This is a genomic window from Amycolatopsis sp. NPDC045836 (genome assembly GCF_056431745.1).
Window position 1 is genome coordinate 41,013 of sequence record NZ_JBWKKF010000017.1, and the last position, 24,632, is coordinate 65,644.

The window sequence follows — 24,632 nt, forward strand, 5'->3', positions numbered from 1 at the left end:
CCTTCAGTCCCCCTTCTTGTCGCCGATGATGGACCGGGCCGCGAAGTTGACCACGAAGGTCAGCAGGAACAGCACCAGACCGGCGGCGATGTAGGCGCCCGCCGAGGTGACGTCGTTGAACTCCGCGTAGTTCGAGGCGATCTTCGAGGCGAAGGTGGCGCCGCCGTCGAACACGCTCCAGTCGAAGGTCCGCCCGACCGGGATGAACAGGATGATCGACAACGCGATCGTCTCGCCGAGCGCGCGGCCGAGGCCGAGCATCGAGGCGCCGATGTAGCCCGCCTTGCCGAACGGCAGCACGGTGGTCCGGATGACCTCCCAGCGGGTGGCCCCCAGCGCCAGCGCGCCTTCGATCTGCGCGGTCGGCGTGCGCTCGAAGACCTCGCGGGTGAGCGAGGTGATGATCGGCAGCACCATCACCGCGAGCACCACGCCGGCGGTGAAGATGGTGCTGCGGATGTTCGGCGCGATGTTGCCGTCGCCGAAGATCGGCAGCCAGCTGAAGGTGTCGTTGATCCACTGCGCGCCGGGCTCGATGGCCGGCGCCAGGAACAGCAGGCCCCACAGGCCGAAGATGATCGACGGCACGGCGGCCAGCAGGTCGATCACGTAGGCGAACGGCCGGGCCAGCCGCGGCGGGGCGTACTGGGTGAGGAACAACGCGATGCCCAGTGAAACCGGCATCGCGATGACCAGCGCGACCAGCGAGGTGGCCACGGTCACCGCCAGCAGGTCGGCGATGCCGAACCGCAGGTTCTTCGAGTCGCTGGTCTCCCAGGTGCTGGAGAAGAAGCTGACCTGGTTGGCCTGCAGCGCGGGAATGGCCTGCAGCAGCAGGAACAACCCGATCAGGCCGATCAGGACGACGACGAAGACGCCGCTGCCGGTGGTCAGGTTCTTGAAGATGCGGTCGCCCGGCCGCACCTTGCCCCCCTTGGGAGCGCTGGCGGGGGCTGGTTGCTCGGAAATCGGACCCTCCGGCACGAATGCGGACGGCGGACGCCCACCGGGGTCACCGGTGGGCGTCCGCGTCGAGGTTGGCTCGTTCATCGGCATGATCGCCTTGGCCTGTCTCTACCCTCGTCTCAAGCTGTCCGCAAGCAGGTCAGGCGATGGCCTTGACCGCGGTCAGCACCTTCTCCTGCAGCGCCTGCGGGATGGCCACGTAACCCTTGTCCGCCAGCGGCTGCTGGCCGTCGGTGGCGGCCACGTTCAGGAAGGCACGGACGGCCTTGGCGACCTCGGGGTCGGTGTACTTCGAGCAGACGATCTCGTAGGTGACCAGCAGCAGCGGGTAGGTGCCCGCGGCCTTGCTGGCGTAGATCGCGTTCAGGTCGAGCGCGAGGTCGTTGCTGCCCTCGGTCTTGAACTTGGCGGCCTCCAGGGTCTTCGCCACGTTCTCCGCGGTCAGCTCGACCGCACCGGCACCGCTGTCGATCTGCGCGGCCTTCACGCCGTCCTTGGCGAAGGCGGCCTCGACGTAGGTGATCGCGCCGTCGGCGGCCTTGGCGGCCTCGACCACACCGTTGGACTTCTCCGCACCGTTGCCGACGCCACCCTTGAACTGCTTGCCCGCACCCTGGGTCCACGCCTGCGGCGCGGCGGCCTGCAGGTACAGCTGGAAGTTGTCGGTGGTGCCCGACTCGTCGGAGCGGGAGACGACCTGGATCGGCTTGGCGGGCAGGTTCAGGCTCTCGTTGCCCTTGACCGCCTTGATGGCCGGGTCGTCCCAGGTCTTGATGCCGCCGTTGAAGATCTTGGCGGTCACCTCCGGGGTGAGCACCAGCTTGTCCACGCCCTGCAGGTTGTAGGCGACCGCGACCGGGCCGACCACCAGCGGCAGGTTCCAGGCTTCGGTGCCGGCGCAGCGCTGCTTGGCGCTCTCGACCTCGCCCTTCTCGGCGCTCAGCGGCGAGTCGGAACCGGCGAAGTCGACCTGGTTGGCGATGAACTGCTTGACGCCGGCGCCGGACCCGCTGGGGTTGTAGTTGATCTGCTGGCCGGCGCACTTGCGCTGGTACTGCTGGGCGAAGATGTCGATCGCGGCCTTCTGGGCCGACGAGCCTTCAGCCGACAGCGGGCTCTTGCCACCGCATTCGACCTCGGCGGTGCCGGACGGGGCCGCGGCGGCACCGGTCTGCGGGGCGCTGTTGTTGGTCGCCGCGGGGTCGGAGCCACAGGCCGTCAGCACGAGGGCGGCGCCCGCCACCAGGCCGATGACCGCGTGCGGCCGCTTGATCTTCACTGCATTTCCTCCGCGTGGAAGAGAGTCCGGGGGTGTTCGGCCGCGGCGGCTGGCCGCGACGACTCCGGACAGTAGGCAGCGACAGTGGACGGCTGACCGTCAATAAATGAACGGAAGGTGAACAAGGCGGCCATTGTGAGCAGCGCTACTAGCCTCGACAGCCGCTCGTGTCCTGCCCGTGACCTGGGCGTTTGCCGACCGTGACGAGTCGCTGGCGGTGGGTTAACGGGAATATTGCACGTCGACTTCGTAGCGCTGGAAACCCAGTTTCGTGTACACGGCGACGGCGGGTGCGTTGTCCCCTTCGACGTACAAGATCACCTGGCGCAACCCCCGCGCGCGCAAGTACCGCAGCCCGGCCAGGGTCAGCGCCTTGCCGAGGCCACCGCCCTGCGCGCCGGGGTCGACGCCGACCACGTAGACCTCACCGACCGGCTCGCCGCCGAACCGGGCCGGGTTCGGCGGGTGCACCTTCGTCCAGTGGAAACCGATGATCTCGCCGTCGCGCTCGGCGACGAAGAAGCCGTCGGCGTCGAACCAGGGCTCGCGCTCGGTGGCGACCAGCTCGTCGACGCTGAACGCGCCCTGCTCGGGGTGCCAGTCGAAGGCACGCGCGTTGACCGCGATCACGGCCTGTTCGTCCCGGCCGGCCACGAAGGTGCGCAGCGACACACCGTCGGCGAGCCCGGGTTCCGGCCAGTCCTGGCCTTCGACCCCGGCGGAGAGCACCAGCAGCTCCCGCGCACGCCGGAGGCCGAGGTTCGCGGCGATCCTGGCGGCACCGGGGTGGTCGCCGTGCGCCCACACGCGGAGTTCGCCGTCACGGGCGAACAGCTCCCGCGCCAGCGCGGTGCCGTACCCGCGGCGCCGGTGGTCCGGGTGCACGACCAGCTCGGCGACCTGGCGGCCGAAAGCGTCCCCGGCGGTGTCGAGGTGGGCGTAACCGACCAGCGACCCGTCCTCGTGCGCCAGCAGGTGCAGCCCGCCGGACGGCGGCTCGGCCGCTTCCGGCCGCCCGTCCGCCTCACGGGCGGCGCGCAGCACCTCGCGCACCTGCCCGGCTTCGTCCAGCTGCTCCGACCACCGCGTGTTGACCATGCAGCCGAAATTACCGCGTGCTGAACTCCTGGCGCGGCACCTCGGCCGACGGCTCGGCGGCGACCGGCTTGCCGGCGCTCTTGACCGGGCGCTCGAACTTGTAGCCCACGTTGCGCACGGTGCCGATCATCTGCTCGTGCTCGGGGCCGAGCTTGGCGCGCAGCCGCCGGACGTGCACGTCGACCGTGCGGGTGCCGCCGAAGAAGTCGTAACCCCAGACCTCCTGCAGCAGCTGCGCCCGGGTGAACACCCGGCCCGCGTGCTGCGCGAGGTACTTGAGCAGCTCGAACTCCTTGTAGGTCAGTTCGAGGGTGCGCTTGCGCAGGCGCGCGGTGTAGGTCGCCTCGTCGATCACCAGGTCGCCGATGCGGACCTCGGCGTCGGCCTGCTGACCGCTGCCGTCGCGGGTGCTGACCAGCCGCAGCCGGGCGTCCACCTCGGCCGGGCCCGCGGTGGGGAGCAGGATGTCGTCGGTGCGCCACTCGGCGCTGACCGCGACCAGGCCGCCCTCGCCGACCACGGCGATCACCGGGGTGGCGCCGTCCTCGTCCCCGGTGCCCTTGAGCAGGCGGCACAGGCTCTTGGCCGAGGCCAGGTCGGTGCGCGCGTCGAGCAGGATGACGTCGCGGTGGCCCGCGTCGAGCAGGGCGGTGACCTCCGGCGGCCGGACGCGTACGGTGTGCGGCAGCAGTTCCAGCGCGGGCAGTACCGAAGTGGCCTCCGGTTCCGCAGTCAGCACCAGCAGGTCCAGGCTCATCGCCACACCGCCTTATCGGTTTCGCGAGCACGCCGCTTCGGAGAAACGGCCCCGGTCGGTGCTGAGTGAGAATAGCGACTGAACACGGGAAAGACATAGCGCTGCCGCCTTGGTCACATCCGATCACGGCAGCTTGCGTCGATCCAGAACCCCTGGTGAGAGGAAGCGCGGACGAGTGAGCGGCCCGGTGACCCAGTACGAGACGAACGCCCCACGGCCGGAGCGGCGAGGGGGCGGCAGGCGGGCCCGGCGGATCATCGTCGTGGTGGTGGTGCTGGCCGCGGTGCTCACCGCGGCCGACTTCGGCGCCGCCGCCTTCGCCGAGCACACGGTCTCGCAGAAGACCCGCGAGCAGTTCAAGCTGACCGAGGACCCGTCGGTCACCGTGCACGGCTTCCCGTTCCTCACCCAGGCCCTCGGCGGTGAGTACGGTCACATCTCGCTGTCCGCCGTCGGCGTGCCGATCCAGGACGTGCTGCGGGACGTGGAGCTCAAGGCGGACCTCCGCGACGTCGACGCCCCGCTGTCCGACCTGATGGGCGGCAGGGTGGCGGCGATCAAGATCGGCACGCTGGAGGGGGCGGTCAAGATCAAGGACAGCGACATCGCCCGGGTGGAGCCGCTGACCAAGATCGAGAACCTGCGCATCGACCCGGCCGACGAGGAGTACGTGCGCAACGGCGGCTCCGACCCCGAGGCACCGACCACCATCGAGCCGGGGGACGAGGCGCTCGACGACGCCTCCGCCGGCGTGCGGATGTCCGGCACGCTGCAGCTGGCCGGCGAGAAGCTGGAGCTGTACTGCTTCGCGATGATCGAGCTGGACGGCACCGCCATCCACATCACCCCCGAACGGCTCCAGTTCGGGAATGACGGCGAGACCACGATCGTTCCCCCCCAGGTGCAGAAGGCGCTGCTGCCCAACTTCAAGGCCACCGTCGACGCCGGCAGCCTCCCGTTCGAGGTGACGCCGAAGGCGGTGCGCGTGGAGCAGGGCGCGGTGATCCTGAAGGGCGAGGCGAAGAACGTCTCGTTCGCCGGAGCCGGAGCGAACGCGGGAGGCTGACTTGACCGGGGTCTGGGTGCTGCTGGGCACGCTGGTCGTGGCGACCGCCGCGGGCGTGCTGCTGCGGCGGCGCGACGGCCGGATCGAGCGACCGAAGATGATCGACGAACTACCCGCACCGGTGGCCGAGGCGCTCGGCGGCGGCGCCCCGGTCACCCTGGTGCAGCTGTCCACCACGTTCTGCGCGCCGTGCCGCCAGACGCGCGCGCTGCTGACCCACCTCGCGGGGCGGACCGACGGGCTGGCGCACGTCGACCTCGACGTGACGAACCAGCCGGAGGTCGCCCAGCGGCTCGGGGTGCTGCGGACGCCGACCACGGTGGCCTACGCCCCGGACGGCCGCGAACTGCTGCGCGTCGGCGGTGTGCCGAAGGGCCCTGAGCTGCTGGAAGCCCTCTCGCCCTACCTCAAGACGTCCGCATAGCGGGATCCGTCTCATCAGGTGAGCGGTGTTCCCACTCTGAGAGAGGCGTGGGTAGGCTGGCGCTCGTGCACTCGCCACGGTCGGATTACCCCGTGCGGCGCTGGTTCCTGACCCAGCGGCGCGCGGTCGACCTGTGCCGGGTCCGCAGCAGCCTCTGTCGCCGCTGACGCGTCCACCGCCGTCATCGGTGGACCCTTCTCCCCAAGCTCCCCACGCGTGATACCCGCGCGCGTTCGCGCCCGCCGAGAGCCCAGGAGGTGACATGCCGGCAGGACCAGCGGTCGATCCCCGCGGCCCCCGTTTCGCCGCCGCGCTGACCACGGTGGTGCTCGCCGTGGTGCTGGTCACCGGCTGGTGGCCGCTGCTGGCCGCCCAGACGGTGGTCTTCGCCATCGGCGCGTTCGCCGGCCTGAAACCGGCGCCCTACGCACTGCTCTACCGCCACCTGGTCGCTCCGCGCCTGAAGCCCACGACCGAGCGGGAGGACGCGGCGCCGCTGCGGTTCGCCCAGGCCGTCGGCTTCGTGTTCGCGCTGGTCGGCACGATCGGCTACGCCACCGGGGTCACCGCGCTCGGGGTGGTCGCCACGGCGTTCGCGCTGTTCGCCGCCTTCCTCAACGCGGCGTTCAACTTCTGCCTCGGCTGCGAGGTGTACCTGCTGATCCGGCGCTTCACCCCGACACCCACCTGACGCAGAGAAAAGCAAGTCCGACCCAAGAAAGGCAGTGCCGCTCCATGAGCCGTGAAGACGTGCTGGTCACCACAGCATGGGCAGAAGAGAACCTCGACACCCCCGGTGTGGTCTTCGCCGAGGTCGACGAGGACACCACCGCCTACGACGGCGGCCACATCCGCGGCGCGGTGAAGTTCGACTGGCGCAAGGACCTGCAGGACCCGGTCCGCCGCGACTTCGTCTCCAAGGAGGGCTTCGAGGCCCTGCTCTCGGAGAAGGGCATCAGCAACGACGACCGGGTCATCCTCTACGGCGGCAACAACAACTGGTTCGCCGCGTACGCCTACTGGTACTTCAAGCTCTACGGCCACGAGAACGTGCAGCTGCTCGACGGTGGCCGCAAGAAGTGGGAGCTGGACGGCCGCCCCCTCGACACCGGTGACGTCAAGCGCGAGCGCACCGAGTACAAGGCCAAGGAGCAGGACCACTCGATCCGGGCCTTCCGCGACGAGGTCGTGCAGGCCATCGGCAGCAACAACTTCGTCGACGTGCGGTCCCCGGACGAGTTCTCCGGCAAGCTGCTCGCCCCGGCGCACCTGCCGCAGGAGCAGTCCCAGGTGCCCGGCCACATCCCCGGCGCGCTGAACGTGCCGTGGGCGAAGGTGGCCAACGAGGACGGCACCTTCAAGACCGAGGAAGAGATCAAGGAGCTGTACGCCGCGGAGGGCCTCGACGAGGGCAAGCCGACCATCGCGTACTGCCGGATCGGCGAGCGCTCCTCGATCGCCTGGTTCGCCCTGCGCGAGCTGCTCGGCTACCAGAACGTGAAGAACTACGACGGATCGTGGACCGAATACGGCTCGCTGGTCGGCGTGCCGGTCGAGACGGGAGCGAAGTGATGGCTGACGACGGTTGCGGCGCTCCGGTCCAGGAGGCCACCCCGGCGGACTTCGACACCAACGGCCAGGTCGTGCTGGCCGGCAAGGTGACCGGCGAAGGCGGCCCGGTCGGCGGTGCCTTCGTCCGCCTGCTCGACTCCGGCGGCGACTTCACCGGCGAGGTGGTCTCCTCGGCCGACGGCGACTTCCGCTTCTACGCGGCGCCCGGTGAGTGGACCGTCCGCGCGCTGCACCGCACCGGGAACGGTGAGGCGAGCGTCACCGCCGAGGGCCCCGGCCTGCACCGGCTGGCGGTCGCGGTCTCCTGACCACGGCTTTTGGCCCGAGGGGCGTTCCCAGCCGGGAGCGCCCCTCGTTCCTTCTCCGGTTAAGCTGCTCGCGTGCATATCTTCTTCACGGTGCTGCTGGTGCTGTCGGGCCTCCTGGTGACGTGGTTCGCCGCGTACGTGGTGTACCGCCTCTACACCGACAACCGCTGACCCATGTCCTCCGGCGACGACGCCATCCAGGCCGCGGCTGAACGCGCGGAGCACACGCGCGCGCTCAACCTGCCCCAGTTCGGCGACCTGCCCATTCCGGCGGACACCGCGAACCTGCGAGAGGGCCCGGAGCTGCACGCCCAGTGCGTGCCCCTGCTGCCCCTCGTCGGCGTCTGGCGGGGTGAGGGCGAGATCAGCTACCCCACCATCGACGGGCCGCGGCGGTTCGCGCAGCAGCTGACCATCGCGCACGACGGCCGCCCGTTCCTCTACCACGAGGCGCGGTCTTGGCTGCTCGACGAGAACGGCGGGGTCATCCGCCAGGCCGCCCGCGAGACCGGCTGGTGGCGGCCGCAGCCGGACGACTCCTTCGAGCTGCTGCTGGCGCACAACACCGGCATCGTCGAGCTGTTCTACGGTGAGCCGCGCAACCTGACCTCTTGGGAGATGGCCACCGACGCGGTGGTGCGCAGCACCTCGGCCAAGGAGGTCACCGGCGCGAAGCGGCTGTACGGCCTGATCAACAACACCGACCTGGGCTACGTGGAGGAACGCGCCATGGTCGGCGAGGAGATGCAGCCGCACGTGTCCGCCTACCTGCGCCGCGTGGTGGGCTGAACCGCGGCCCGATGCGCTGGCTCCCCTACGGCCCCGACGCGACGCTGATCGAGTGCTCCTCGCTCGAGGAAGCCGGTGCCGTCCGCGCGGTGGTCGCCGCCGCGGACCTGCCGGACGTCACCGAGCTCGTGCCGGGCGCGCGGACCGTGCTGGTCGCCGTGGCGCCCGGATCCGGGGCGCTCGCCGGGATCCGCGCCCTGGTCGACGCCGCCGACCTGGCGCACCCGCCCGCCGGTGACCCGCGGGAGATCACCCTGGACGTGCACTACGACGGCGCCGACCTGGACGAGGTGGCGCGGACCGCCGGGATCAGCCCCGCGGAGGTGGTCGAACTGCACACCGGCGCCGAGTACACCGTCGCGTTCACCGGTTTCGCCCCGGGCTTCGGTTATCTGACCGGGTTGCCGGAGCCGTTGCAACAGTCCCGGTTGGACACGCCGAGGACGAAGGTGCCCGCCGGGTCGGTCGGGCTGGCGGGTGAGTTCACCGGGGTCTACCCGCGGTCCTCACCCGGTGGCTGGCGGCTGATCGGGCGCACCGGTGCCGTGTTGTTCGACCCGCGTGCCGACCGGCCCGCGCTGCTGTCCCCCGGCGACCGGGTGCGCTTCCGGAGCGTGCCGTGAGAACGCTCGAAGTGCTGGAGCCGGGTCCGTCGGCGCTGGTGCAGGACCTCGGCAGGCCCGGCCTGGCGCACCTCGGCGTGCCGCCGTCCGGTGCGCTGGACGAACCCGCGCTGCGCCTGGCGAACCGGCTGGTCGGCAATCCCGAATCGGCGGCGGGCGTGGAGGCGCTGCTCGGTGGCCTGCGGGTGCGGGCCGGGGCGTCGTGCACGGTCGCGGTGACCGGCGCGGCGGTGGCGGTGACGGTCGACGGCAGGCCGATGGGCTCCCACGTGCCGCTGCACCTGCGGCCGGGGCAAACGCTTGCGCTCGGCACCCCGGCCACCGGGCTCCGCTGCTACCTGGCGGTTTCGGGCGGCGTGGCCGTCGAGCCGGAACTGCGCAGCCGGTCGCGTGACGTGCTGTCCGAGATCGGCCCGCCGCCGCTGGCCGCGGGCGACGTGCTGCCGGTCGGCCCGCCCACCGGCGTGCCCGCGGGCGTCGACGTGCTCGCGCCGCCGGTGCACCCCGGCGAGCTGAGCATCCCGGTCCGGCTGGGTCCGCGCGACGACTGGTTCGACGACGCGGCCGCGCAGCTCGCCGGGCCGTGGACGGTCACCCCGGAGTCCAACCGGGTCGGCCTCCGGCTCGACGGGCCGCCGTTGCGCCGAACGGCTGACCGTGCGGGCGCGGAACTACCCAGCGAAGGCATCCTCACCGGCGCGATCCAGCTGCCGCCGAGCGGCCTGCCAGTGGTTTTCCTCGCCGACCACCCGAGCACCGGCGGTTATCCGGTACTCGGGGTAGTGCGAGCGAAATCACTCGCCGCACTGGCGCAGGCACGGCCAGGAACCAAGCTGCGCTTCCGCTCGTCGACCTGAGTATGGAAGAGGTCACGGTGAGCGGCGACGAGGGTGTCGTCGACATCAGGGGGAGAGTCACCGAGTCCGGTTACGTCGAGAGCCTGCTGTACCTCCGCGGCTCCGCGGCGGTGCTGGACAGTTCGGCGTACGAGGGGTCGATCGGCAGGCTGATCGCGCGGGCACCGCGTCCACCGGAACGGCCGGAGCTGGCCGACCGGCTGCGGATCGCGCTGGCCACCGGGCAGATCCGGCGGCCGCTGACCGAGACGCTGCGAGCGCTGACCGGCTTGCTGGTGGCCGGGCGCTACGAGCTGTGCGGCCCGGAGCCGTTGTTCACCGCGGCACCGGACCAGCGCGGCTGGTACGTGACGGGGGTCGTGGCCGACGAACCGAAGTGGGTCCACGAGGACGAGCCGGACCGCTACCTGGTGCCCACCGACGAGTGGCCGCCCGCCGACGAGGCGCGGGTCGGCTACTACCGGACCGCCATCCGCGCCGGCTACCGCCCCACCGCGGCACTGCTGCACCTGGCGGGCAAGCAGCGCTACAGCGGCTTCATCCTGGACGGGCACCACAAGATCGCCGCCTACCTCGCCGAAGGCGTGGTGCCGCAGGTGGTGCGGATCTCCCGGCTGGACGCCCCGCCGATCACCGCCGGCGAACTGCGTGGCGCGTTCAGCGAGAAGGCGTTGAGCCACGGCAATTTCCGCAGCCTCCTGCGGGTGCTGGATCAGGCGTAGACGGCTTCGTAGGCCGCGCTCAGCTCCCGGTGCAGTGCGGTCGAGTCGGCCAGCGCCTTGCCGTCGAGCGTGTGCACCCTGGTCAGCTTGCGCACCGAGGAGGCGAGGAACAGCCCGTCACCGGAGTGCAGGTCGGCCACGGTCAGCGATTCGATGCGGCAGTCGAACCCGGCCCGCTCGGCACCGCGGTACACCGCCGCCTGGGTGGTGCCGGGCAGGATGCCGAGCGTCGCCGGGGGCGTCGACAGGGTCCGGCCGCGCACCAGCACCACGGTCGCGGTCGGGCCTTCGAGCACCGATCCGTCGGTAGCGGTGAAGATCACATCTGCGGCCCCGCGCCGGTCCGCCTCGCGCAACGCGGCCATGTTCACGCCGTAGGACAACGACTTCGCCCCCAGCAGCAGCCACGGCGCCCGCTCGGCCAGGTCGGGGGCGACACCGCGGTCCAGCGTCACCGCGGCCACGCCTTCGGCCCGTGCGCGCAGCACCTTCGGATCGATCTCCAGGCCGAGGGCGAACGCGGTCGGCGTGGCCGCCGGGTCGCCCTCCAGACCCCTGGTGAGCACCAGTTTCACCGCGATTTCGCCGTCACCGGGCCAGGTTTCGACGACCGTGCGGACGGCGCGCTCCCAGTCCTCGGCCCGCGGCTCCGGCAGGTCGAGCATCGACGCCGAGCGGGCCAGCCGGTCCAGGTGCGGACCCAGCTCCCTCGGCTCGCCGTCCGCCACCAGGATCGTTTCGAAGATGCCGTCACCGCGGAGCAGGCCGAGATCGGTGACCCGGAGGTGGGCGGCGTCGGGATCGGCCAGGGTTCCGTCCAGGAAAGCGAGCACGCGCATGCGACGACCCTACTCACTAGCATGTAGCCATGCCCTACAGCTCACCCTTGCTCGAACTTCCGCGTGTGATCGCGCCGCCGGAGGGTCATCCGGAGGCAGGCGTGCCGTGGCACTGGGGTGATCCGTTCGCCGAGCAGCGCACCGCGGCCAGGTCGGTGGCCGTGGTCGACCGGTCGCACCGCGAGTTCATCAGCGTCAGCGGGCCGGAGCGGTTGTCGTGGCTGCACCTGGTGCTCTCCCAGCACGTGACCGAGCTGGCGCCGGACAGCGGCACCGAGGCGCTGGTGCTGGACTCCCACGGCCGGGTGGAGTCGCACATGGTGCTGGCGCACACGGGCGGAACCGTGCACCTGGACACCGATCCCGGCGCGGTGGCCACCAGCGCGCTGCCCAAGGGCGGGCAGCAGCCGCTGCTCGGCTACCTCGAGGCGATGAAGTTCTGGTCCCAAGTGGACATTCGAGACACCACCGCCGACCACGCCCTGCTCACCCTGCTCGGCCCCGAGGTGAACCGGGTCCTCGACGCGCTCGGCATCGCGCTCGGCGAAGCGCCGTACAGCGTCACCGGCTTCGACGGCGGTTTCGCGCGGCGCGTGCCGTGGCCCGGCCGCAGCAGCGTCGACCTGGCCGTGCCGCGCGCCGACCTGGTCGACTGGTGGACGCGCAGCACCGACGCCGGGGCCCGGCCCACCGGCAGCTGGACCTTCGACGCGCTGCGCGTGGAGTCACTGCACGCCCGCATCGGCGTGGACACCGACGAACGCACGATCCCGCACGAGGTCAACTGGATCGGCTCGGCCGCGCACGTGGCCAAGGGCTGCTACCGCGGCCAGGAGACGGTCGCGAAGGTGCACAACGTCGGCCGCCCGCCGCGGCAGATGGTGCTGCTGCACCTGGACGGGTCCCCGGAGATCACCCCCGAAACGGGTGATCCGGTGCTGCTCGGCGAGAAGACCGTCGGCCGGGTGGGCAGCGTCATCCAGCACCACGAACTGGGGCCGATCGCGCTGGCCCTGCTCAAGCGGTCCGCGCCGACCACCGAAGAACTGCTGGCCGGCGCCGAGGACCGGCGGGTGCAGGCGCGGGTCGACCCGGACTCGGTGCCCGCGGAGAAGGCCGCCCCCGGCCGCGAGGCAGCCGCCCGGCTGCGAGGCTGAGCGGGTCGGTCCCTTCCGCAAGCGAAGTTTTGCGCCACACTGGTACCCCGTCGCGGAACCCGGGGCGCAGCACGAAGGATGGTCACGTGATTGAAGTCCGGCCTGGTGGACGCCGTCGCATCGACCGCGTCCTGAACCCCGACTACCTGCGCGGGCTCGACGACCTCACGCTCAACACGCTGCGCGAGCGCCGCAACGAGGCCGCGCAGGAGGAGACCGATCTGTCCTACCTGCGCCGCGTGCTGCACGCGCGCATCGACATCGTGCGCGCCGAGCAGCAGCGCCGCTCCAGCGGCGGGTTGTCCGGCAGCGTGGTCGACCAGCTGGCGAGCATCCTGGCCGACAACGCGCTCGGCCCGGCGGCCGGGCTCGGCAGGCTCCAGCAGCTGGAGCCCTCACGGGCCGGTGACTACCGGCGCCAGGCCGAGGCGCTGGCGGGTGATTCCGACCTGACCGACGTCACCGAGCTGACCGACGACAAGCTCGCCGCGACGCTCGCCGACTACGTCCGCACCGAGGAGTCCGTCTCCACCCGTCGCCGGGAGGTGCAGGCCGTGGTCGACGCCATCAACGGCGAGATCGCCGGCCGCTACGCCGAGGGGCTGGCCTCGGTCGACGAACTGCTCGCCAGTGAACGAGGGAAACGCGAGGACGCTTCTTGAACCCCACGCTCGTCGAGGTGGTCCGCTCCGGTTTCACCGAGAGCGTCCACCGCGGGTCGTTGCTGATCACCGGCCCCGGCGGCGAGCCGGTGCTCGAACTCGGCGAAACCGGCGTCCCGGTGTACCCGCGGTCGTCGAACAAGCCGCTGCAGGCGCTCGGCATGCTGCGGGCCGGGCTCGAGGTCGGCGACGAGGACCTGGCGATCATCTGCGCCTCGCACAACGGCGAGCCGGAGCACGTCCGCCGGGTCGCCGAGCTGCTGGGGCGGTACGGGCTGACCGAAGCCCACCTGCGCTGCCCGGCCGACTACCCGCTGCACGGCCCCAGCCGGATCGCCGCGATCCGCGACGGCGAGCCGGGCAGGCTGGCGATGAACTGCTCCGGCAAGCACGCGGGCATGCTGGTCACCTGCGTGCAGCGCGGCTGGTCGACCGACGACTACCTCTCGCCGGAGCACAAGCTCCAGCGGATCATCGGCGAGGCCGTGGAGGACGTGATCGGCGAGGAGATCGCGCACACCGGGGTCGACGGCTGCGGGGCACCGCTGTTCGCCTTCTCGCTGGCCGGGCTGGCGCGGTCGTTCTCCCGGCTGGTCACCTCGGACGACGAGGCCGAGCAGCGGATCGCCGGGGTGATGCGTGCCCACCCGTGGCTGATCGGCGGCACCGGCCGCGAGGACACCGTGCTGATGCTGGCCGTCGACGGCCTGCTGGCCAAGGGCGGGGCCGAAGGCGTGCACGCGGTGGCCCTGCCGGACGGTTCCGCGGTCACGGTGAAGATCGACGACGGCGGTCAGCGCGTCCGCGAGGCGGTGCTGGTGGCCGCGTTGCGACGGCTCGGGCACACCCCGGCATCGGCGGCCGCGGCGTCCGTTTTGGACGGTCTCGGCCGGGGAGCGGGCTGGGTGCTCGGCGGCGGGCGCGAGGTCGGCGGCTTCCGGGTGGTGTTCTAGTTGAACCGCTCGCGGGCGGCCAGCTCGCTCCAGTAGTCCCGCAGCTCGCCGAACAGCTCCGCCAGCTCCTCGACGTTGCCTTCACGCAGGGCGTCGAGGATGTTGTGCACGTCTTCGGCCGATTTGTCCGACTCCAGGATCGGGTCGGCGATCAGCTGCACCAGGCCGCCGTAGTCCAGCTCCACCGCCGACGCCGGGTGGAAGTGGGACAGCCAGCGGCCGGTCTCCTCCAGCACCCGGCCGGGGCCGGAGTCGCCGAAGGTCTGCTCGACCAGCTCGTACGCCTCCTCGACCCGCCGCAGCGCGTCGCCCATGGCCACCCGCCAGGACAGTTCACGCCGGTGGTCGTGCCGGGAGGAGCCGAGCACCAGCCGCCGCTGGTCGGGGTCGACCAGGGCGAACCACGGCAGCGGCACGGTCCACGTGGTGGACAGCACGTGGACCACCGAACCGCGCAGCTCGGCCAGCGCGGCGGCGGTCTTGGCCCGGACGGACTCGGCGGTCGCCCCGCCGGCGGTGAGCACGGCGGCCCGGAGCGCGGGGTGGGCGTCACCGAGGAAGTTCACCAGCGCGGCGGCCGAGCGGGCCCGCAGCTCCAGCGGGCAGACCAGCGGGCCGGGCCCGACCTCGGCGCCGCCGTCGGGCACCACCGGCACCTCGGCCGGGTCGAGCACCAGGAGGTCGGTCTTCGCGCTGGGCGCGGCGCGGCCGTCGACCAGTTCGGCGGGCAGCAGCCGGGTCGGCGTGGTCACCTGTGAGCGGAGCCACATCCGCTGCTCGCGCTCCCCGGCGGCCGCCCGGCTCAGGCTCGCCTTCTCCACCGCCTCGGCCAGGCGCGGGTCGACGTTCTCGCCGAACGCGGACAGCGGCTCGTACACCCGGAGGTAGGCCACGAACGGACGAAGCACCCGTGAATCGTGACACGGCTACCAGGGCCGATCACCACCGGAGGTCAATGTCGCGTCTTGCACACCGTGCCGCGTCGCATTCCACCCCCCGGACACGGTACGGTGTGTTCAGGAAAGAATTGTCGAGACGATGCGGGGCCGCCGCTACCCCCGGCCGCCCCGCCCCTGTGCGAGGGGGTCGAGCCATGGGGCGCGGCCGGGCTAAGGCTAAGCAGACGAAGGTGGCGCGGGAGCTCAAGTACTCCACCCACGACACGGACTTCGACGCTTTGCAGCGCGAGCTGTCTGGTAGGTCCTCCGACGGCGAACAGCGCGAGGACGATCAGCGATACGAGGACCCGTACGCCGACGAGTACGACGAGTATCGCCGCTGAACGTGTAGGGCGAGGGTGGGTTGGCCGGTTACCCCGGCGGCCCACCCTCGCCTCACGCGTGCCGCCTCCGCGAACAGGGTCCAACTAGGAGGCAACGGTGCGGGTTGAACGAGTCGGAGTGATCGGTGCGGGCCTGATGGGCTCGGGTATCGCCGAAGTGCACGCGAGGGCTGGCCTCGACGTGGTGGTCAGCGAGGTGTCCCAGCCTGCGCTGGACGCTGGGCGCAAGCGCATCGAGAAGTCACTCGAACGCGGCACGCGCAGCGGCAAACTCTCCACAGAGGACGCCGAGGCGGCGCTCGGGCGGCTGCGCTTCACCACCGACCTCGACGCCTTCGCCGACCGCGACCTGGTCATCGAGGCCATCCTCGAGCAGGAGCAGGCCAAGGTCGAGGTGTTCGGCTCGCTGGACAAGGTGGTCGAGCGCGAGGACGCCGTGTTCGCCTCCAACACCTCGTCGATCCCGATCATGAAGCTGGGCATGGCCACCAAGCGGCCGTCGCAGGTGATCGGCATCCACTTCTTCAACCCGGTGCCGGTGCTGCCGCTGGTCGAGCTGGTGCCCTCGCTGCTGACCAGCGAGGAGACGGTGAAGGCCGCCGACACGCACGCGACCGAGGTGCTCGGCAAGACGGTGATCCGCTCGCAGGACCGGGCCGGGTTCATCGTGAACTCGCTGCTGGTGCCGTACCTGCTCTCGGCGATCCGGATGATCGAATCGGGCTTCGCCTCGGCGGAGGACATCGACCGCGGCATGGAACTGGGCACCGCGCACCCGATGGGCCCGCTGCGGCTGTCCGACCTGATCGGCCTGGACACCATCAAGGCGATCGCGGACTCGATGTACGCCGAGTTCAAGGAGCCGCTGTACTCGTCGCCGCCGCTGCTGCTGCGCATGGTCGACGCCGGCCTGCTCGGCAAGAAGTCCGGCCGGGGCTTCTACTCCTACGGCTGACCCCGCGGTCCACGCACCCGGACGGGTGGTCCGGGTGCGTGGTCACGGGTGGAAGGTGACCGGGGCGGTGAAGGCCGCGCGGCGGGCGGCCCGGCGCAGGGTGGCCAGGACGGCGGGGCCGACCAGCAGGATCGCGATCAGGTTCGTGACGGCGCGGCCGGTGTCCCAGCCGAACGTCGAGGTGAGCAGCGAGAAGACGAAGAACCGGTGCAGGTTCGCGCCGAGGTCGTCGCCGGGGACGAAGGCCAGGCCGGCGGTGGCCGGGTCCATCGAGGTGCCCGCCAGGAACGGCCAGAACCACATGTTCATCACGAAGCCGAAGAAGTAGGCCGCCACCACGCCGTACGCGGCGAGCATGGCGATCTCGGCCCTGCCCCGGACCCGGTGCGGCAGCAGTCCGGCGCCCAGCCCCAGCAGCGACGACGACAGCATCTGGAACGGCAGCCACGGCCCGACCCCGGCGGTGAGCAGGGCCGACGCGAACAGCGAAGTCGACCCCAGCACGAACCCGAAGCCCGGCCCGAACACCCGCCCGGCCAGCACGAGCAGGAAGAACACCAGCTCGACGCCCCCGGTGCCGGCGCCGAGCGGCCGCAGCCCGGCGTTGATCGCCGAGAGCACGCCCAGCATGGCCAGCGCCTTCGAATCGATGCCGCCGCCGGACACCTCGGCCAGCACGATCAGGATCAGCACCGGCAGGGTGAACATGAAGATGAACGGGGCGTCGGCCGAATGCGCCTGTGCCCCCGGCTGGGGCGCGGCGAACAACGGCCAGAAGAACATCGACAGCCCGAGGACCGCCGCCACCACCAACACCACCCCCGACCGCGGCGAGATGCGAACGACCTTCGGCCGCTCCAGGAAGCCGGTCACGTCGGCGACACCCCCAGCACCCCGGCCAACACCGAACGCAGCCCGCCGCGCACGCCTCTCGGATGCTTCGGGGAAGCGGTCATGCCGGCGCCTCCGCTCCCGATTGGGGCGCCGCAAACGGCGACCGGGGGGACCTTCGGCAGCCCAGCACTCCGGCCAGCCCGATTCGAACCCACCTCGGGCGTTGCAGGAGACCGGTCATGCCAGCGCCCGCGCTTCCGGCTGGGCTGGAGCGAACGTCGACAGCACCGCCCGCGGCTTGCCGTGCACGACTCTCGGACGCTGGTCGTACCAGCGCCTCCCTCCTCACTGAGGCAACACGAACAACAGCCCAAGCCCCGCAACCACCAACACCGAACGCAGCCCGCCACGAACCACCCTCGAACACTCCGGGGAAGCGGTCACCCCAGCGCCCGCGCTTCCGGCTTCGCAGCCGCGAACCACCCTCGAGCGCTCCAGAAAATCGGTCATGCCAGCGCCTCCGCCCCTGGTCGGGGCGCCGCAATGGCGGCCAGAGGGACATCGGCGGCCTCAGCACACCGGCCACCAGCACCGAACGCAGCCTGCCGCGAACCACCCTCGGACGTTCCACCAACCCGCTCATGCCAGCGCCTTCGCCACCTGGTCGACGGTGAGCCACTCCGCCGGTGCCAGTACCTTCGCCACCTGCGGCGCGAACGCGGGCGACGAGACCACCACCTCGGCGGTCGGGCCATCGGCGACCACGTCGCCGTCGGCCATCACCACCACCCGGTCGGCCGCCGTGGCGACGAATTCCACGTCGTGGGTGGCCAGGACAACGGCCGCCCCGACTGCCGCCAGCTCCGCCAGCACCGCGCCGAAGTGCCGTTTGGCGTGGTAGTCCAGGCCGCGGGTGGGTTCGTCGAGCAGCACCACCTCGGGCCGGGCGGTCAGCTGGATCGCCAGCACCAGCGCCAGCCGCTGCCCCTCGGACAGGTCACGCGGGTGCTTGCCGCCGTCGATGCCGGGGGTGAGGCGGTCGAGCACCGCCCGGCAGCTGCCCGGCTCGGCTGCCGATTCGGCGTCGGCCTGGGTGCATTCGGCGTCGACGGAGTCGAGGTAGAGCAGGTCACCGGGGGTCTGCGGGACCAGGCCGACCAGCTCCCGCGCCTGGTGCGGCTTGAGCGACTTCGGGTCCCGCCCGCCGACGTCCACCCGGCCGCCGCTGCGCGGGCCGCTGCCCTGCAACGCCCACAGCAGCGACGACTTGCCCGAACCGTTGCGGCCCATCAACGCCACGATCTCACCGGCCCGCAGGTCCAGGTCGACCTCCCGCACGGCCACCAGCTCGCCGTAGCGCACCACGATCTTCGAAGCCGCCAGCTTGACCGCGCCGGAAGCACGCGTCACCGGCTCCGGCGACCGCCCGGCCAGCCGCTCGCGCAGGGGTCCGGCCCGGCGCCGCGCGTCCCGGACCGACAGCGGCAGCGGCGCCCACCCGGCCAGCCTGCCCAGCTCGACCAGCGGCGGCGCGACGTCGGCCTCCGCCAGGACCCCGGCCGGGGTGCCGGAGCGGATCGAGCCGTCGCCGGGCAGGTAGAGCAGGCGGTCGGCGTACTGCGCGACCCGTTCCATCCGGTGTTCGGCGACCACCACCGTGGTGCCGAGGTCGTGCACCAGCCGGGTGATCGCGGCGAGCACGTCCTCGGCGGCGGTCGGGTCCAGCGCCGAGGTCGGCTCGTCCAGCACCAGCACCTTCGGGTGCGCGGTGAGCACCGAGCCGATCGCCACCCGCTGCTGCTGACCACCCGAAAGCGTCCGCAGTGGACGGTGGCGCAGTTCGGCGATGCCCAGCAGGTCCAGGGTTTCCTCGACCCGCTTGCGCATCACCTCGGGCGGCACGGCGAGCTGCTCCATGCCGTAGGCCAGCTCCTCCTCGACGGTGTCGGTGACGAACCCGGCCAGCGGGTCCTGCCCGACCACGCCGATCAGCTCGGCGAACTCGCGCGGCGGGTGCGACGCGGTGTCCTTGCCGTCGACCCGCACGCGGCCGTGCAGGTGACCGCCGGTGAAGTGCGGCACCAAGCCGTTGATCGCGCCGAGGAAGGTCGACTTGCCCGAACCGGTCCGCCCGGCCACCAGGCACAGCTCGCCCTCGTCCACCAGGAGGTCCACCTCGGACAGCACCGGCTCGGTGGCTTCGGCGTAGGTGATGCTCACCCGCGAGAACTCGATCACGCCCGGACCCCCTCCCCGGAGAGCAGCGGTGGCGGGGCCAGCCAGGCGGGCAGCACCCCGAGCAGCAGCGCCCCAGCGTGCCACGGCGAGACCTCCGGCCAGCGCAGCGGGTTCAGCGAGGGGTAGAGGTTCGCCGCGTCGAGCTGGGTGGTGGCGAACAGCAGGGCCGCCGCGCCGACCCCGGCGGCGGCCACCGCGGTCTCCGGCCAGCGCCACGGGTCCGGCCGGTAGGTGGTGCGCCGGACGCGGCGGCCACCGAGCAGGAACCCGGTTACCGCGACCACCAGCCCGCCCACCAGCAGTGGGGTGCCCAGCCAGGTCGACGTGCCGTCGAGCACGCCGTAGACACCGACGCACACCCCGGTCAGCCCCGCCAGCACGCAGACGCCGACCGCGACCCGCACCGATCGCGGCAGGTAACCGCGACGGCCGTACCCGCGGGAATCCATCGCCGAAGCCAGCATCAGCGACCGGTCCAGCGCGTCCTCGAGCACCGGGATGATGATCCCCCTCAACGCCCGCATCCCGCGCTGGCGACCGGCCCGCAACCGCCGTGCGCGCCGCACCCGCAGCACGCTCTCGGCCAGTTGCGGGGCCACCGACAACGCAACGGTGACCGCGGTGCCGACCTCGTACAACGCCCCCGGAACCGCCTTGAGCAGGCGTTTCGGGTTCGCCAGGGCGTTGGCCGCGCCGACGCAGAGCACCATGGTGGCCAGCCGGAGGCCGTCGTAGAAGCCGCCGAGCAGTTCCTCCGCCGAGGTCGGCCCGAGCAGGGTGACCCCGGCCGCGAGCGCGGGCAGCGGGATCTCCGGCAGCTCGAACAGCACGTGCCCGCCGTCCTGGCCGCCGATCAGGATCCGGAACAGCACCCGCACCACCACGATGAACAGCCCGATGTAGGCGTAGAGCCGGAAGGCCAGCGCCCACGGCGCGTCACTGCGCCGGTTGGCCACCACGAACCCCAGCACGGCGATGATCAGGCCGAGCAGGAACGGGTTGGTGGTGCGGCTGGCGGCGACCGCGAGCCCGAGGGCCCACAGCCACCACGCCGCCGGGTGGAGGTTCCTAGGAAGCACGTTTGCGACGGTAGGCGGTGACCCCCGCGGCTCCGCCGACCAGGAGCACCGCGGCTCCGCCGAGCACCGCACCCCACGGGAAACCGGCGGCTTCGGCCGACGGCAGCGCCTCCCCGCCGGTCCACCTGACCCCACCCGGCGCGACCCCGCCCGCGAGCGATTCGGCGGGTGGCGCGCTGGTCGGCACGGCGGCGACGGCGGGGACGGCCGAGGACGGCGGTGCGGCCGAGCTGGTCGGCGCGGGCGGCGCCGCGGTCTCCACCGGCGCGGCCTCCTCCTGCTGGACGGGCGGAGCCACCGGGACGGTGTCCTGCCCCGGGATCACGCCGTTCTGCTGGTCGGCGGGCGGTGGTGGCTCGACGGCCTGCCCCGGCCGGACCGGGCCGATCCGCGGTGCCGGAGCGGTGTTCGCGGTCTTGTTCTTCGAGAACGACCAGCCCTCGAAGCTGCCCGGCGGCGGCTTCCGGTTCATCACGCCCAGCTGGCTGTAGGTCCAGCCGCCCCCGTTCGGGGCGTGCCAGTACGCCCAGTACGCGGTGGTGGGCGGGGTGTCGATGCAGGCTTCGGCGTCCGGTCCCGGCTTGCCTTCGACGCGGCAGATGAACCCCAGGCCCCAGCGCTGCACGCCGGTGAGCTCGAACCCGGCGTTCTGCAGCGCGCTCAGCCCGCTGGCCTGGTCACCGGGGGCGCAGCGGACGATCGGGTCCCCGCCGAGTTCCTGGAAGTCGACCACCACGGTGACCCCGTTGCCGTCCGGGCAGTACCCGGGCGTGCCCCGGCCGTGGTCGAGCGCCGATGCGGTGGCCACCGGTGCCGTGGCCAGCACCAGTGCGGCGGCCCCGGCGATCCGGGCGATCCTCATCGGGTGCTCCTCCTTCGTCCGGCGACCAGCAGGCCGGCGCCGGCGGCGACCAGCAGGACCCCGCCGGCGGCGGCCTCCGCGACCGGGGCCCCGGTCTGCGCGAGCTTCTTCTGCTGGGACGACGCCGTGCCGCTGCCCTGGGGAGCGGATCCGGCGGGCGAGCTGGTCCCCGGCGTGGTGCTGCTCGGCTGGCTCGGCGAACTCGAGGTGGGTGGCGCCGAGGACGACGGCACCGGGGTCTCCGACGGCGGGTCGTTCGGATCGGGGCCGGGTCCCGGGTCGGGGCCGGGCTCGGCCGGGGTGTGGGTGAGCGGCAGCTTCGCCAGCGCCAGCAACGCCTGCGCCGACGTCCGCCGCCACTGGTCCCGCTGCATGTCCGGGATCTCACCGTTCACCGCGTTGGCCACCGCTTCGTCGAACGCCCCCTTGTTGTAGGCGATGGCGCCGAGGTCCCCGGTGGCCTTCCCGGCGTTCTGCGGGGTCAGCTGGTGGGTGACCACCCAGCCGGCGGCGCGGTCGGCGGCCGCGGTGTGGCCGGAGACCGCCAGCGCCTGCCCGGCCAGGCCGGTGGAGTTGGCGTTGGGGTCGGCGGTCGGGCCGGACCCGCCGAACGAACCGTCGGCGCGCTGGGTCTGCACCAGGAAGGCGGCTCCCTTGTCGGCGGCGGCCTTCGCGCCGGGCACACCGGCCTTGTCCGCTTCCAGCAGCGCCTGCACCGCCATTCCGGTGGAGTCGGGATCGATGGTGGCGTTGTCGGTGCAGTGCACCGTGCCGCCGTCGAAGTCGCCGCCGCCGAGGCGGAAGCCACCGGCCGGGCACTGCTGCTTGACCAGGAAGTCGACCGCTTCCGCGGGCACCCCGCCGCTGCGGGCCAGCCCGAGCACGGCGAGCGACTGGTCGAAGGTGTTGCTGCCGTCGTTGCCGGCGTTCTTGCTGCGCAACTGGCCCTTGAAGGCGCCGTCGGACGCGATCAGGTCGAGCGTGGCCTGCCGGATGTCGCGGCCGGTGAAGTTCTTCGGGTCCCGTTTCGCGCTGACCGCCGCGGTGAGCGTCTTGGCCGTCGCCCCGGCGATCCAGGCGTTCTTGGTCGCGTCGATCGGGAAGGTGTAGTACCCGGCCGCGTCCTTGTCGATGGCGTCGGCCACGGCCGCGACCTGCGGTTGCCCGGTGGCGCTGAGCGCGAACAACGCGTCGATGGTCAGGCCCCAGTCGGTGCCCATGAAGCCGGGCAACCGGCCGTCGGCCAGCTCACCGGCCAGCCACTTCGCGGCGGTGACCCCGGCGGTGGGGTGTGGATCGGGCGCGGCGGCGGGTGCGGGCAGCGCGATGGCGGCCACGAGCGCGGCGGCGCCGGTGAGCCCGGCGAGCGCACGGACTGGGGTGCGCATGGAACGGCCTTTCCCGGGACGCCCGGGAACCACGCGCAGCGTGAGGCCGCGTCCCCAGGACTCCGCCCGTAATCCTCGACAGTGGAGCCTTGCCTGCTCGGTGGGCAGTCCGGCTCACGCCGAGGCGGCGTCTCACGGTTGCGGGTCAGCGCCGGATTCCCACCGGCTTCCCCCACACGAGCACTTGACACTAACCCACCCCGGCGGCACCGCGGAAGCGATCCACCACACACCGGGGTCACATCACCGGAATGCCCCACGGCACGCCGTAGGGCAGGATGTGCCCCGTGGATCAGCAGTTGCGGGTAGGCCTTGTCGGTGGCGGTCCCTGGGCGAAGACGGTGCACGCGCCGGGATTGGCGGACCACCCCGGTACCGCGTTGACCGCGATCTGGACCCGGCGCCCGGAGGCGGGGCGGGAACTGGCGGACGCGCACTGCGCCACCGCCGTGGACTCGGTGGACGAGCTGCTCGACCGGGTCGACGCGGTGGCCTTCGCGGTGCCACCGGCGGTGCAGGGGGAGATCGCCATCCGGGCGGCGGCCGCGGGCAAGCACCTGATCCTGGAGAAGCCGATCGCCGCGGACCTCGAAACCGCGGAACGCCTCGCCGCGACCGTGGCCGAGCACGACGTCGCCGCGCTGGTCATGCTCACCCTGCGCTTCGCCATCCAGACGCAGGAGTGGCTGGCCGGGCTCGCCGAAGCCGGCGGCTGGACCGGGGGCAGCGCCCGCTGGCTCTCCGGCGCGCTGCTGAACGAGACCTACCGCGATTCGGCGTGGCGGCACGAGGTCGCCGGTGCGCTCGCCGACGTCGGCCCGCACGCGTTCGACCTGCTCGACGCGGCACTGGGCCCGATCACCGGGGTGCTCGCCGCGCACCGCAACGAGGGTGACCTGTGGACCGTGCTGCTGGCGCACGAGGGCGGCATCACCAGCACCGCCACGCTCGGCCTGCGGCTGCCGATCATGCCGACGGTGGTCGAACTGGCGGTGTACGGCGAACACGGGTTCCGGTCGGTCAACCAGCGGCCGGGCACCCCGCAGGACAGCTACACCGCCCTGCTCGACGACTTCGCCGCGCTGATCGCCAGCGGCACCAGGGACCACCCGTGCGACGTGCGGCGCGGGCTGCACCTCCAGCGCGTGATCGACCAGGCCCTCCGGGCGGTGGGCAAGTAGCCCGGATCGAGCGGTACCCGGCAGCCGTGCCGGACCGGAAGAATTTCCGGACATGCGCTGGTTCAAGAGTTTCGCGGCCGCGATGGCCCTGCTGTCCGCGGTCCTGGTCGTTCCACCGGCGGCTTCGGCTTCCACCGGGTCGCGCCTCACCGAGTGCTCGGCGGACTTCTTCCACGACGACCGGCGGCTCGGCCCCGAGCGGTTGCCGGTGCTGGGCGCGGTCGGCCGGCAGTTGCTCGGCTACCACCGCACCGGTCACCTGCCGGTGGCGGAGTTCTTCGACGAGTACTACGACGAAGCCACGGGCAGCTGGCGGTACCCGCCTGCCGACGGGTTCGTGATCGGCCCGGACGGTCAGCCGGACCGGGAGGTCGGGGCGTTGCGGCCGGGGGCGCGGATCGACCGCTACGGCAGCGAGTACGGCGGCTTCCTGGCGCCGAAGGGCGCGCACTACTCGACCCGGTCCATCCCGCCGTCGAACCTGGTCGGCACCCCGCCCGAATCGTGCAACTACCGCGCCTACCAGGTGCTGCGCGAGTTCTCCGTCTACGAAGGCCCGGCCGCGCCGTGGTTCGCGCAGCGGGGCGGGGTGGAGCAGTACCAGCTGAACGGTGCGCTGGTGCCGGGTGCCCCGGCCCAGCTGAACGTGCTGTGGCTGGTCGACAACGGCTACCTCGCACGCCTCTGAAAACGCGGTGAGCGGGGCATTCGACACCGCGAATGCCCCGCTCACCACCCTCG

The 24,632-nt window shown here is 72.0% G+C and carries 27 protein-coding genes and 1 riboswitch; of the genes, 16 read left to right on the top strand and 11 right to left on the bottom strand.

The genetic code is table 11. The features are described from left to right. Window positions 1–3: 3 nt before the first annotated feature. The 4 genes from pstC to AC07EG_RS29230 form a co-directional block, all read right to left on the bottom strand. Window positions 4–924, bottom strand: a complete 921-nt coding sequence (gene pstC, locus AC07EG_RS29215) for a phosphate ABC transporter permease subunit PstC (RefSeq protein WP_478256420.1) — start codon at window positions 922–924, stop codon at window positions 4–6. A 181-nt stretch (window positions 925–1,105) separates the two neighbouring features. Next, window positions 1,106–2,245 (bottom strand): phosphate ABC transporter substrate-binding protein PstS, encoded by a 1,140-nt coding sequence (gene pstS, locus AC07EG_RS29220; RefSeq protein WP_478256421.1) that lies wholly within the window; start codon window positions 2,243–2,245, stop codon window positions 1,106–1,108. Window positions 2,246–2,467: 222 nt separating this feature from the next. Further along, the gene (gene mshD / locus AC07EG_RS29225) at window positions 2,468–3,343 is read right to left on the bottom strand and encodes a mycothiol synthase (RefSeq protein WP_478256422.1); all 876 of its coding nucleotides are present in this window, start codon (window positions 3,341–3,343) and stop codon (window positions 2,468–2,470) included. A gap of 10 nt (window positions 3,344–3,353) precedes the next feature. Next, window positions 3,354–4,100 (bottom strand): winged helix-turn-helix transcriptional regulator, encoded by a 747-nt coding sequence (locus AC07EG_RS29230; protein WP_478256423.1) that lies wholly within the window; start codon window positions 4,098–4,100, stop codon window positions 3,354–3,356. Between the two features lie 175 nt (window positions 4,101–4,275). Between AC07EG_RS29230 and AC07EG_RS29235 the strand changes: the two genes are divergently transcribed. From AC07EG_RS29235 to AC07EG_RS29275, 9 genes are all read left to right on the top strand, one after another. Beyond that, window positions 4,276–5,166 (top strand): LmeA family phospholipid-binding protein, encoded by an 891-nt coding sequence (locus tag AC07EG_RS29235; RefSeq protein WP_478256424.1) that lies wholly within the window; start codon window positions 4,276–4,278, stop codon window positions 5,164–5,166. Window position 5,167: 1 nt separating this feature from the next. Beyond that, window positions 5,168–5,590: a TlpA family protein disulfide reductase gene (locus tag AC07EG_RS29240; RefSeq protein WP_478256425.1), complete on the top strand. Its 423-nt coding sequence runs from the start codon at window positions 5,168–5,170 to the stop codon at window positions 5,588–5,590. Between the two features lie 262 nt (window positions 5,591–5,852). Further along, a complete protein-coding gene (locus AC07EG_RS29245; RefSeq protein ID WP_478256426.1) occupies window positions 5,853–6,281 on the top strand; it encodes a DUF4395 domain-containing protein in 429 nt (142 codons plus the stop codon). 44 nt (window positions 6,282–6,325) lie between these two features. After that, a complete protein-coding gene (locus AC07EG_RS29250; protein WP_478256427.1) occupies window positions 6,326–7,162 on the top strand; it encodes a sulfurtransferase in 837 nt (278 codons plus the stop codon). Further along, a complete protein-coding gene (locus tag AC07EG_RS29255) occupies window positions 7,162–7,470 on the top strand; it encodes a DUF1416 domain-containing protein (RefSeq protein ID WP_478256428.1) in 309 nt (102 codons plus the stop codon). Before AC07EG_RS29250 ends, AC07EG_RS29255 begins: the two co-directional genes overlap by 1 nt. Before the next feature lie 174 nt (window positions 7,471–7,644). Next, window positions 7,645–8,259 (top strand): heme-binding beta-barrel domain-containing protein, encoded by a 615-nt coding sequence (locus AC07EG_RS29260; RefSeq protein ID WP_478256429.1) that lies wholly within the window; start codon window positions 7,645–7,647, stop codon window positions 8,257–8,259. An 11-nt stretch (window positions 8,260–8,270) separates the two neighbouring features. Further along, entirely contained in the window at window positions 8,271–8,882 is a 612-nt protein-coding gene (pxpB, locus tag AC07EG_RS29265; RefSeq protein WP_478256430.1) for a 5-oxoprolinase subunit PxpB, read from the top strand. After that, the gene (locus AC07EG_RS29270; RefSeq protein WP_478256431.1) at window positions 8,879–9,739 is read left to right on the top strand and encodes a 5-oxoprolinase subunit C family protein; all 861 of its coding nucleotides are present in this window, start codon (window positions 8,879–8,881) and stop codon (window positions 9,737–9,739) included. Before pxpB ends, AC07EG_RS29270 begins: the two co-directional genes overlap by 4 nt. Before the next feature lie 17 nt (window positions 9,740–9,756). Next, window positions 9,757–10,461 (top strand): hypothetical protein, encoded by a 705-nt coding sequence (locus AC07EG_RS29275; RefSeq protein ID WP_478256432.1) that lies wholly within the window; start codon window positions 9,757–9,759, stop codon window positions 10,459–10,461. On the opposite strand, the gene AC07EG_RS29280 is transcribed toward AC07EG_RS29275, so the two are convergent. After that, window positions 10,452–11,300: an aminodeoxychorismate lyase gene (locus tag AC07EG_RS29280; RefSeq protein WP_478256433.1), complete on the bottom strand. Its 849-nt coding sequence runs from the start codon at window positions 11,298–11,300 to the stop codon at window positions 10,452–10,454. The two genes, AC07EG_RS29275 and AC07EG_RS29280, sit on opposite strands and share 10 nt — an antisense overlap. 29 nt (window positions 11,301–11,329) lie before the next feature. On the opposite strand from AC07EG_RS29280, the gene ygfZ reads away from it, so the two are divergent. The 3 genes from ygfZ (at window position 11,330) to AC07EG_RS29295 (ending at window position 14,072) form a co-directional block, all read left to right on the top strand. Beyond that, the gene (gene ygfZ / locus AC07EG_RS29285; protein WP_478256434.1) at window positions 11,330–12,457 is read left to right on the top strand and encodes a CAF17-like 4Fe-4S cluster assembly/insertion protein YgfZ; all 1,128 of its coding nucleotides are present in this window, start codon (window positions 11,330–11,332) and stop codon (window positions 12,455–12,457) included. Window positions 12,458–12,543: 86 nt separating this feature from the next. Next, window positions 12,544–13,119, top strand: a complete 576-nt coding sequence (locus tag AC07EG_RS29290; protein ID WP_478256435.1) for an RsiG family protein — start codon at window positions 12,544–12,546, stop codon at window positions 13,117–13,119. After that, a complete protein-coding gene (locus tag AC07EG_RS29295) occupies window positions 13,116–14,072 on the top strand; it encodes an asparaginase (protein WP_478256436.1) in 957 nt (318 codons plus the stop codon). Before AC07EG_RS29290 ends, AC07EG_RS29295 begins: the two co-directional genes overlap by 4 nt. Here the strand turns inward: AC07EG_RS29295 and AC07EG_RS29300 are convergent. Further along, the gene (locus AC07EG_RS29300; RefSeq protein ID WP_478256437.1) at window positions 14,069–14,980 is read right to left on the bottom strand and encodes a DUF8083 family protein; all 912 of its coding nucleotides are present in this window, start codon (window positions 14,978–14,980) and stop codon (window positions 14,069–14,071) included. The two genes, AC07EG_RS29295 and AC07EG_RS29300, sit on opposite strands and share 4 nt — an antisense overlap. 185 nt (window positions 14,981–15,165) lie before the next feature. Between AC07EG_RS29300 and AC07EG_RS29305 the strand changes: the two genes are divergently transcribed. Both AC07EG_RS29305 and AC07EG_RS29310 read left to right on the top strand, forming a co-directional pair. Beyond that, on the top strand, window positions 15,166–15,354 hold the full coding sequence (locus AC07EG_RS29305) for a DUF3073 domain-containing protein (RefSeq protein WP_113695569.1): 189 nt from the start codon (window positions 15,166–15,168) through the stop codon (window positions 15,352–15,354). Window positions 15,355–15,451: 97 nt separating this feature from the next. Further along, complete coding sequence (locus AC07EG_RS29310) at window positions 15,452–16,309, top strand: 3-hydroxybutyryl-CoA dehydrogenase (protein WP_478256438.1); 858 nt, start codon at window positions 15,452–15,454, stop codon at window positions 16,307–16,309. Window positions 16,310–16,351: 42 nt separating this feature from the next. Here AC07EG_RS29310 and AC07EG_RS29315 read toward each other — a convergent pair whose 3' ends face one another. The 5 genes from AC07EG_RS29315 to AC07EG_RS29335 all read right to left on the bottom strand — a co-directional run bounded on the left by AC07EG_RS29315 (window position 16,352) and on the right by AC07EG_RS29335 (window position 22,710). Then, on the bottom strand, window positions 16,352–17,182 hold the full coding sequence (locus AC07EG_RS29315; protein WP_478256439.1) for an ECF transporter S component: 831 nt from the start codon (window positions 17,180–17,182) through the stop codon (window positions 16,352–16,354). 600 nt (window positions 17,183–17,782) lie between these two features. Beyond that, entirely contained in the window at window positions 17,783–19,381 is a 1,599-nt protein-coding gene (locus tag AC07EG_RS29320) for an ABC transporter ATP-binding protein (RefSeq protein WP_478256440.1), read from the bottom strand. Continuing rightward, complete coding sequence (locus tag AC07EG_RS29325) at window positions 19,378–20,460, bottom strand: CbiQ family ECF transporter T component (protein ID WP_478256441.1); 1,083 nt, start codon at window positions 20,458–20,460, stop codon at window positions 19,378–19,380. Before AC07EG_RS29325 ends, AC07EG_RS29320 begins: the two co-directional genes overlap by 4 nt. Next, entirely contained in the window at window positions 20,450–21,322 is an 873-nt protein-coding gene (locus AC07EG_RS29330; RefSeq protein ID WP_478256442.1) for an ABC transporter substrate-binding protein, read from the bottom strand. Before AC07EG_RS29330 ends, AC07EG_RS29325 begins: the two co-directional genes overlap by 11 nt. Beyond that, the gene (locus tag AC07EG_RS29335) at window positions 21,319–22,710 is read right to left on the bottom strand and encodes a prenyltransferase/squalene oxidase repeat-containing protein (protein ID WP_478256443.1); all 1,392 of its coding nucleotides are present in this window, start codon (window positions 22,708–22,710) and stop codon (window positions 21,319–21,321) included. The genes AC07EG_RS29330 and AC07EG_RS29335 overlap by 4 nt, the downstream gene beginning before the upstream one ends. A 106-nt stretch (window positions 22,711–22,816) precedes the next feature. Then, a riboswitch (cobalamin riboswitch) is annotated at window positions 22,817–22,928 on the bottom strand. Window positions 22,929–22,988: 60 nt separating this feature from the next. Here AC07EG_RS29335 and AC07EG_RS29340 point away from each other — a divergent pair. Next, window positions 22,989–23,891, top strand: a complete 903-nt coding sequence (locus AC07EG_RS29340; protein WP_478256444.1) for a Gfo/Idh/MocA family protein — start codon at window positions 22,989–22,991, stop codon at window positions 23,889–23,891. A 52-nt stretch (window positions 23,892–23,943) separates the two neighbouring features. Further along, a complete protein-coding gene (locus AC07EG_RS29345) occupies window positions 23,944–24,579 on the top strand; it encodes a TNT domain-containing protein (RefSeq protein ID WP_478256445.1) in 636 nt (211 codons plus the stop codon). Window positions 24,580–24,632 lie beyond the last annotated feature (53 nt).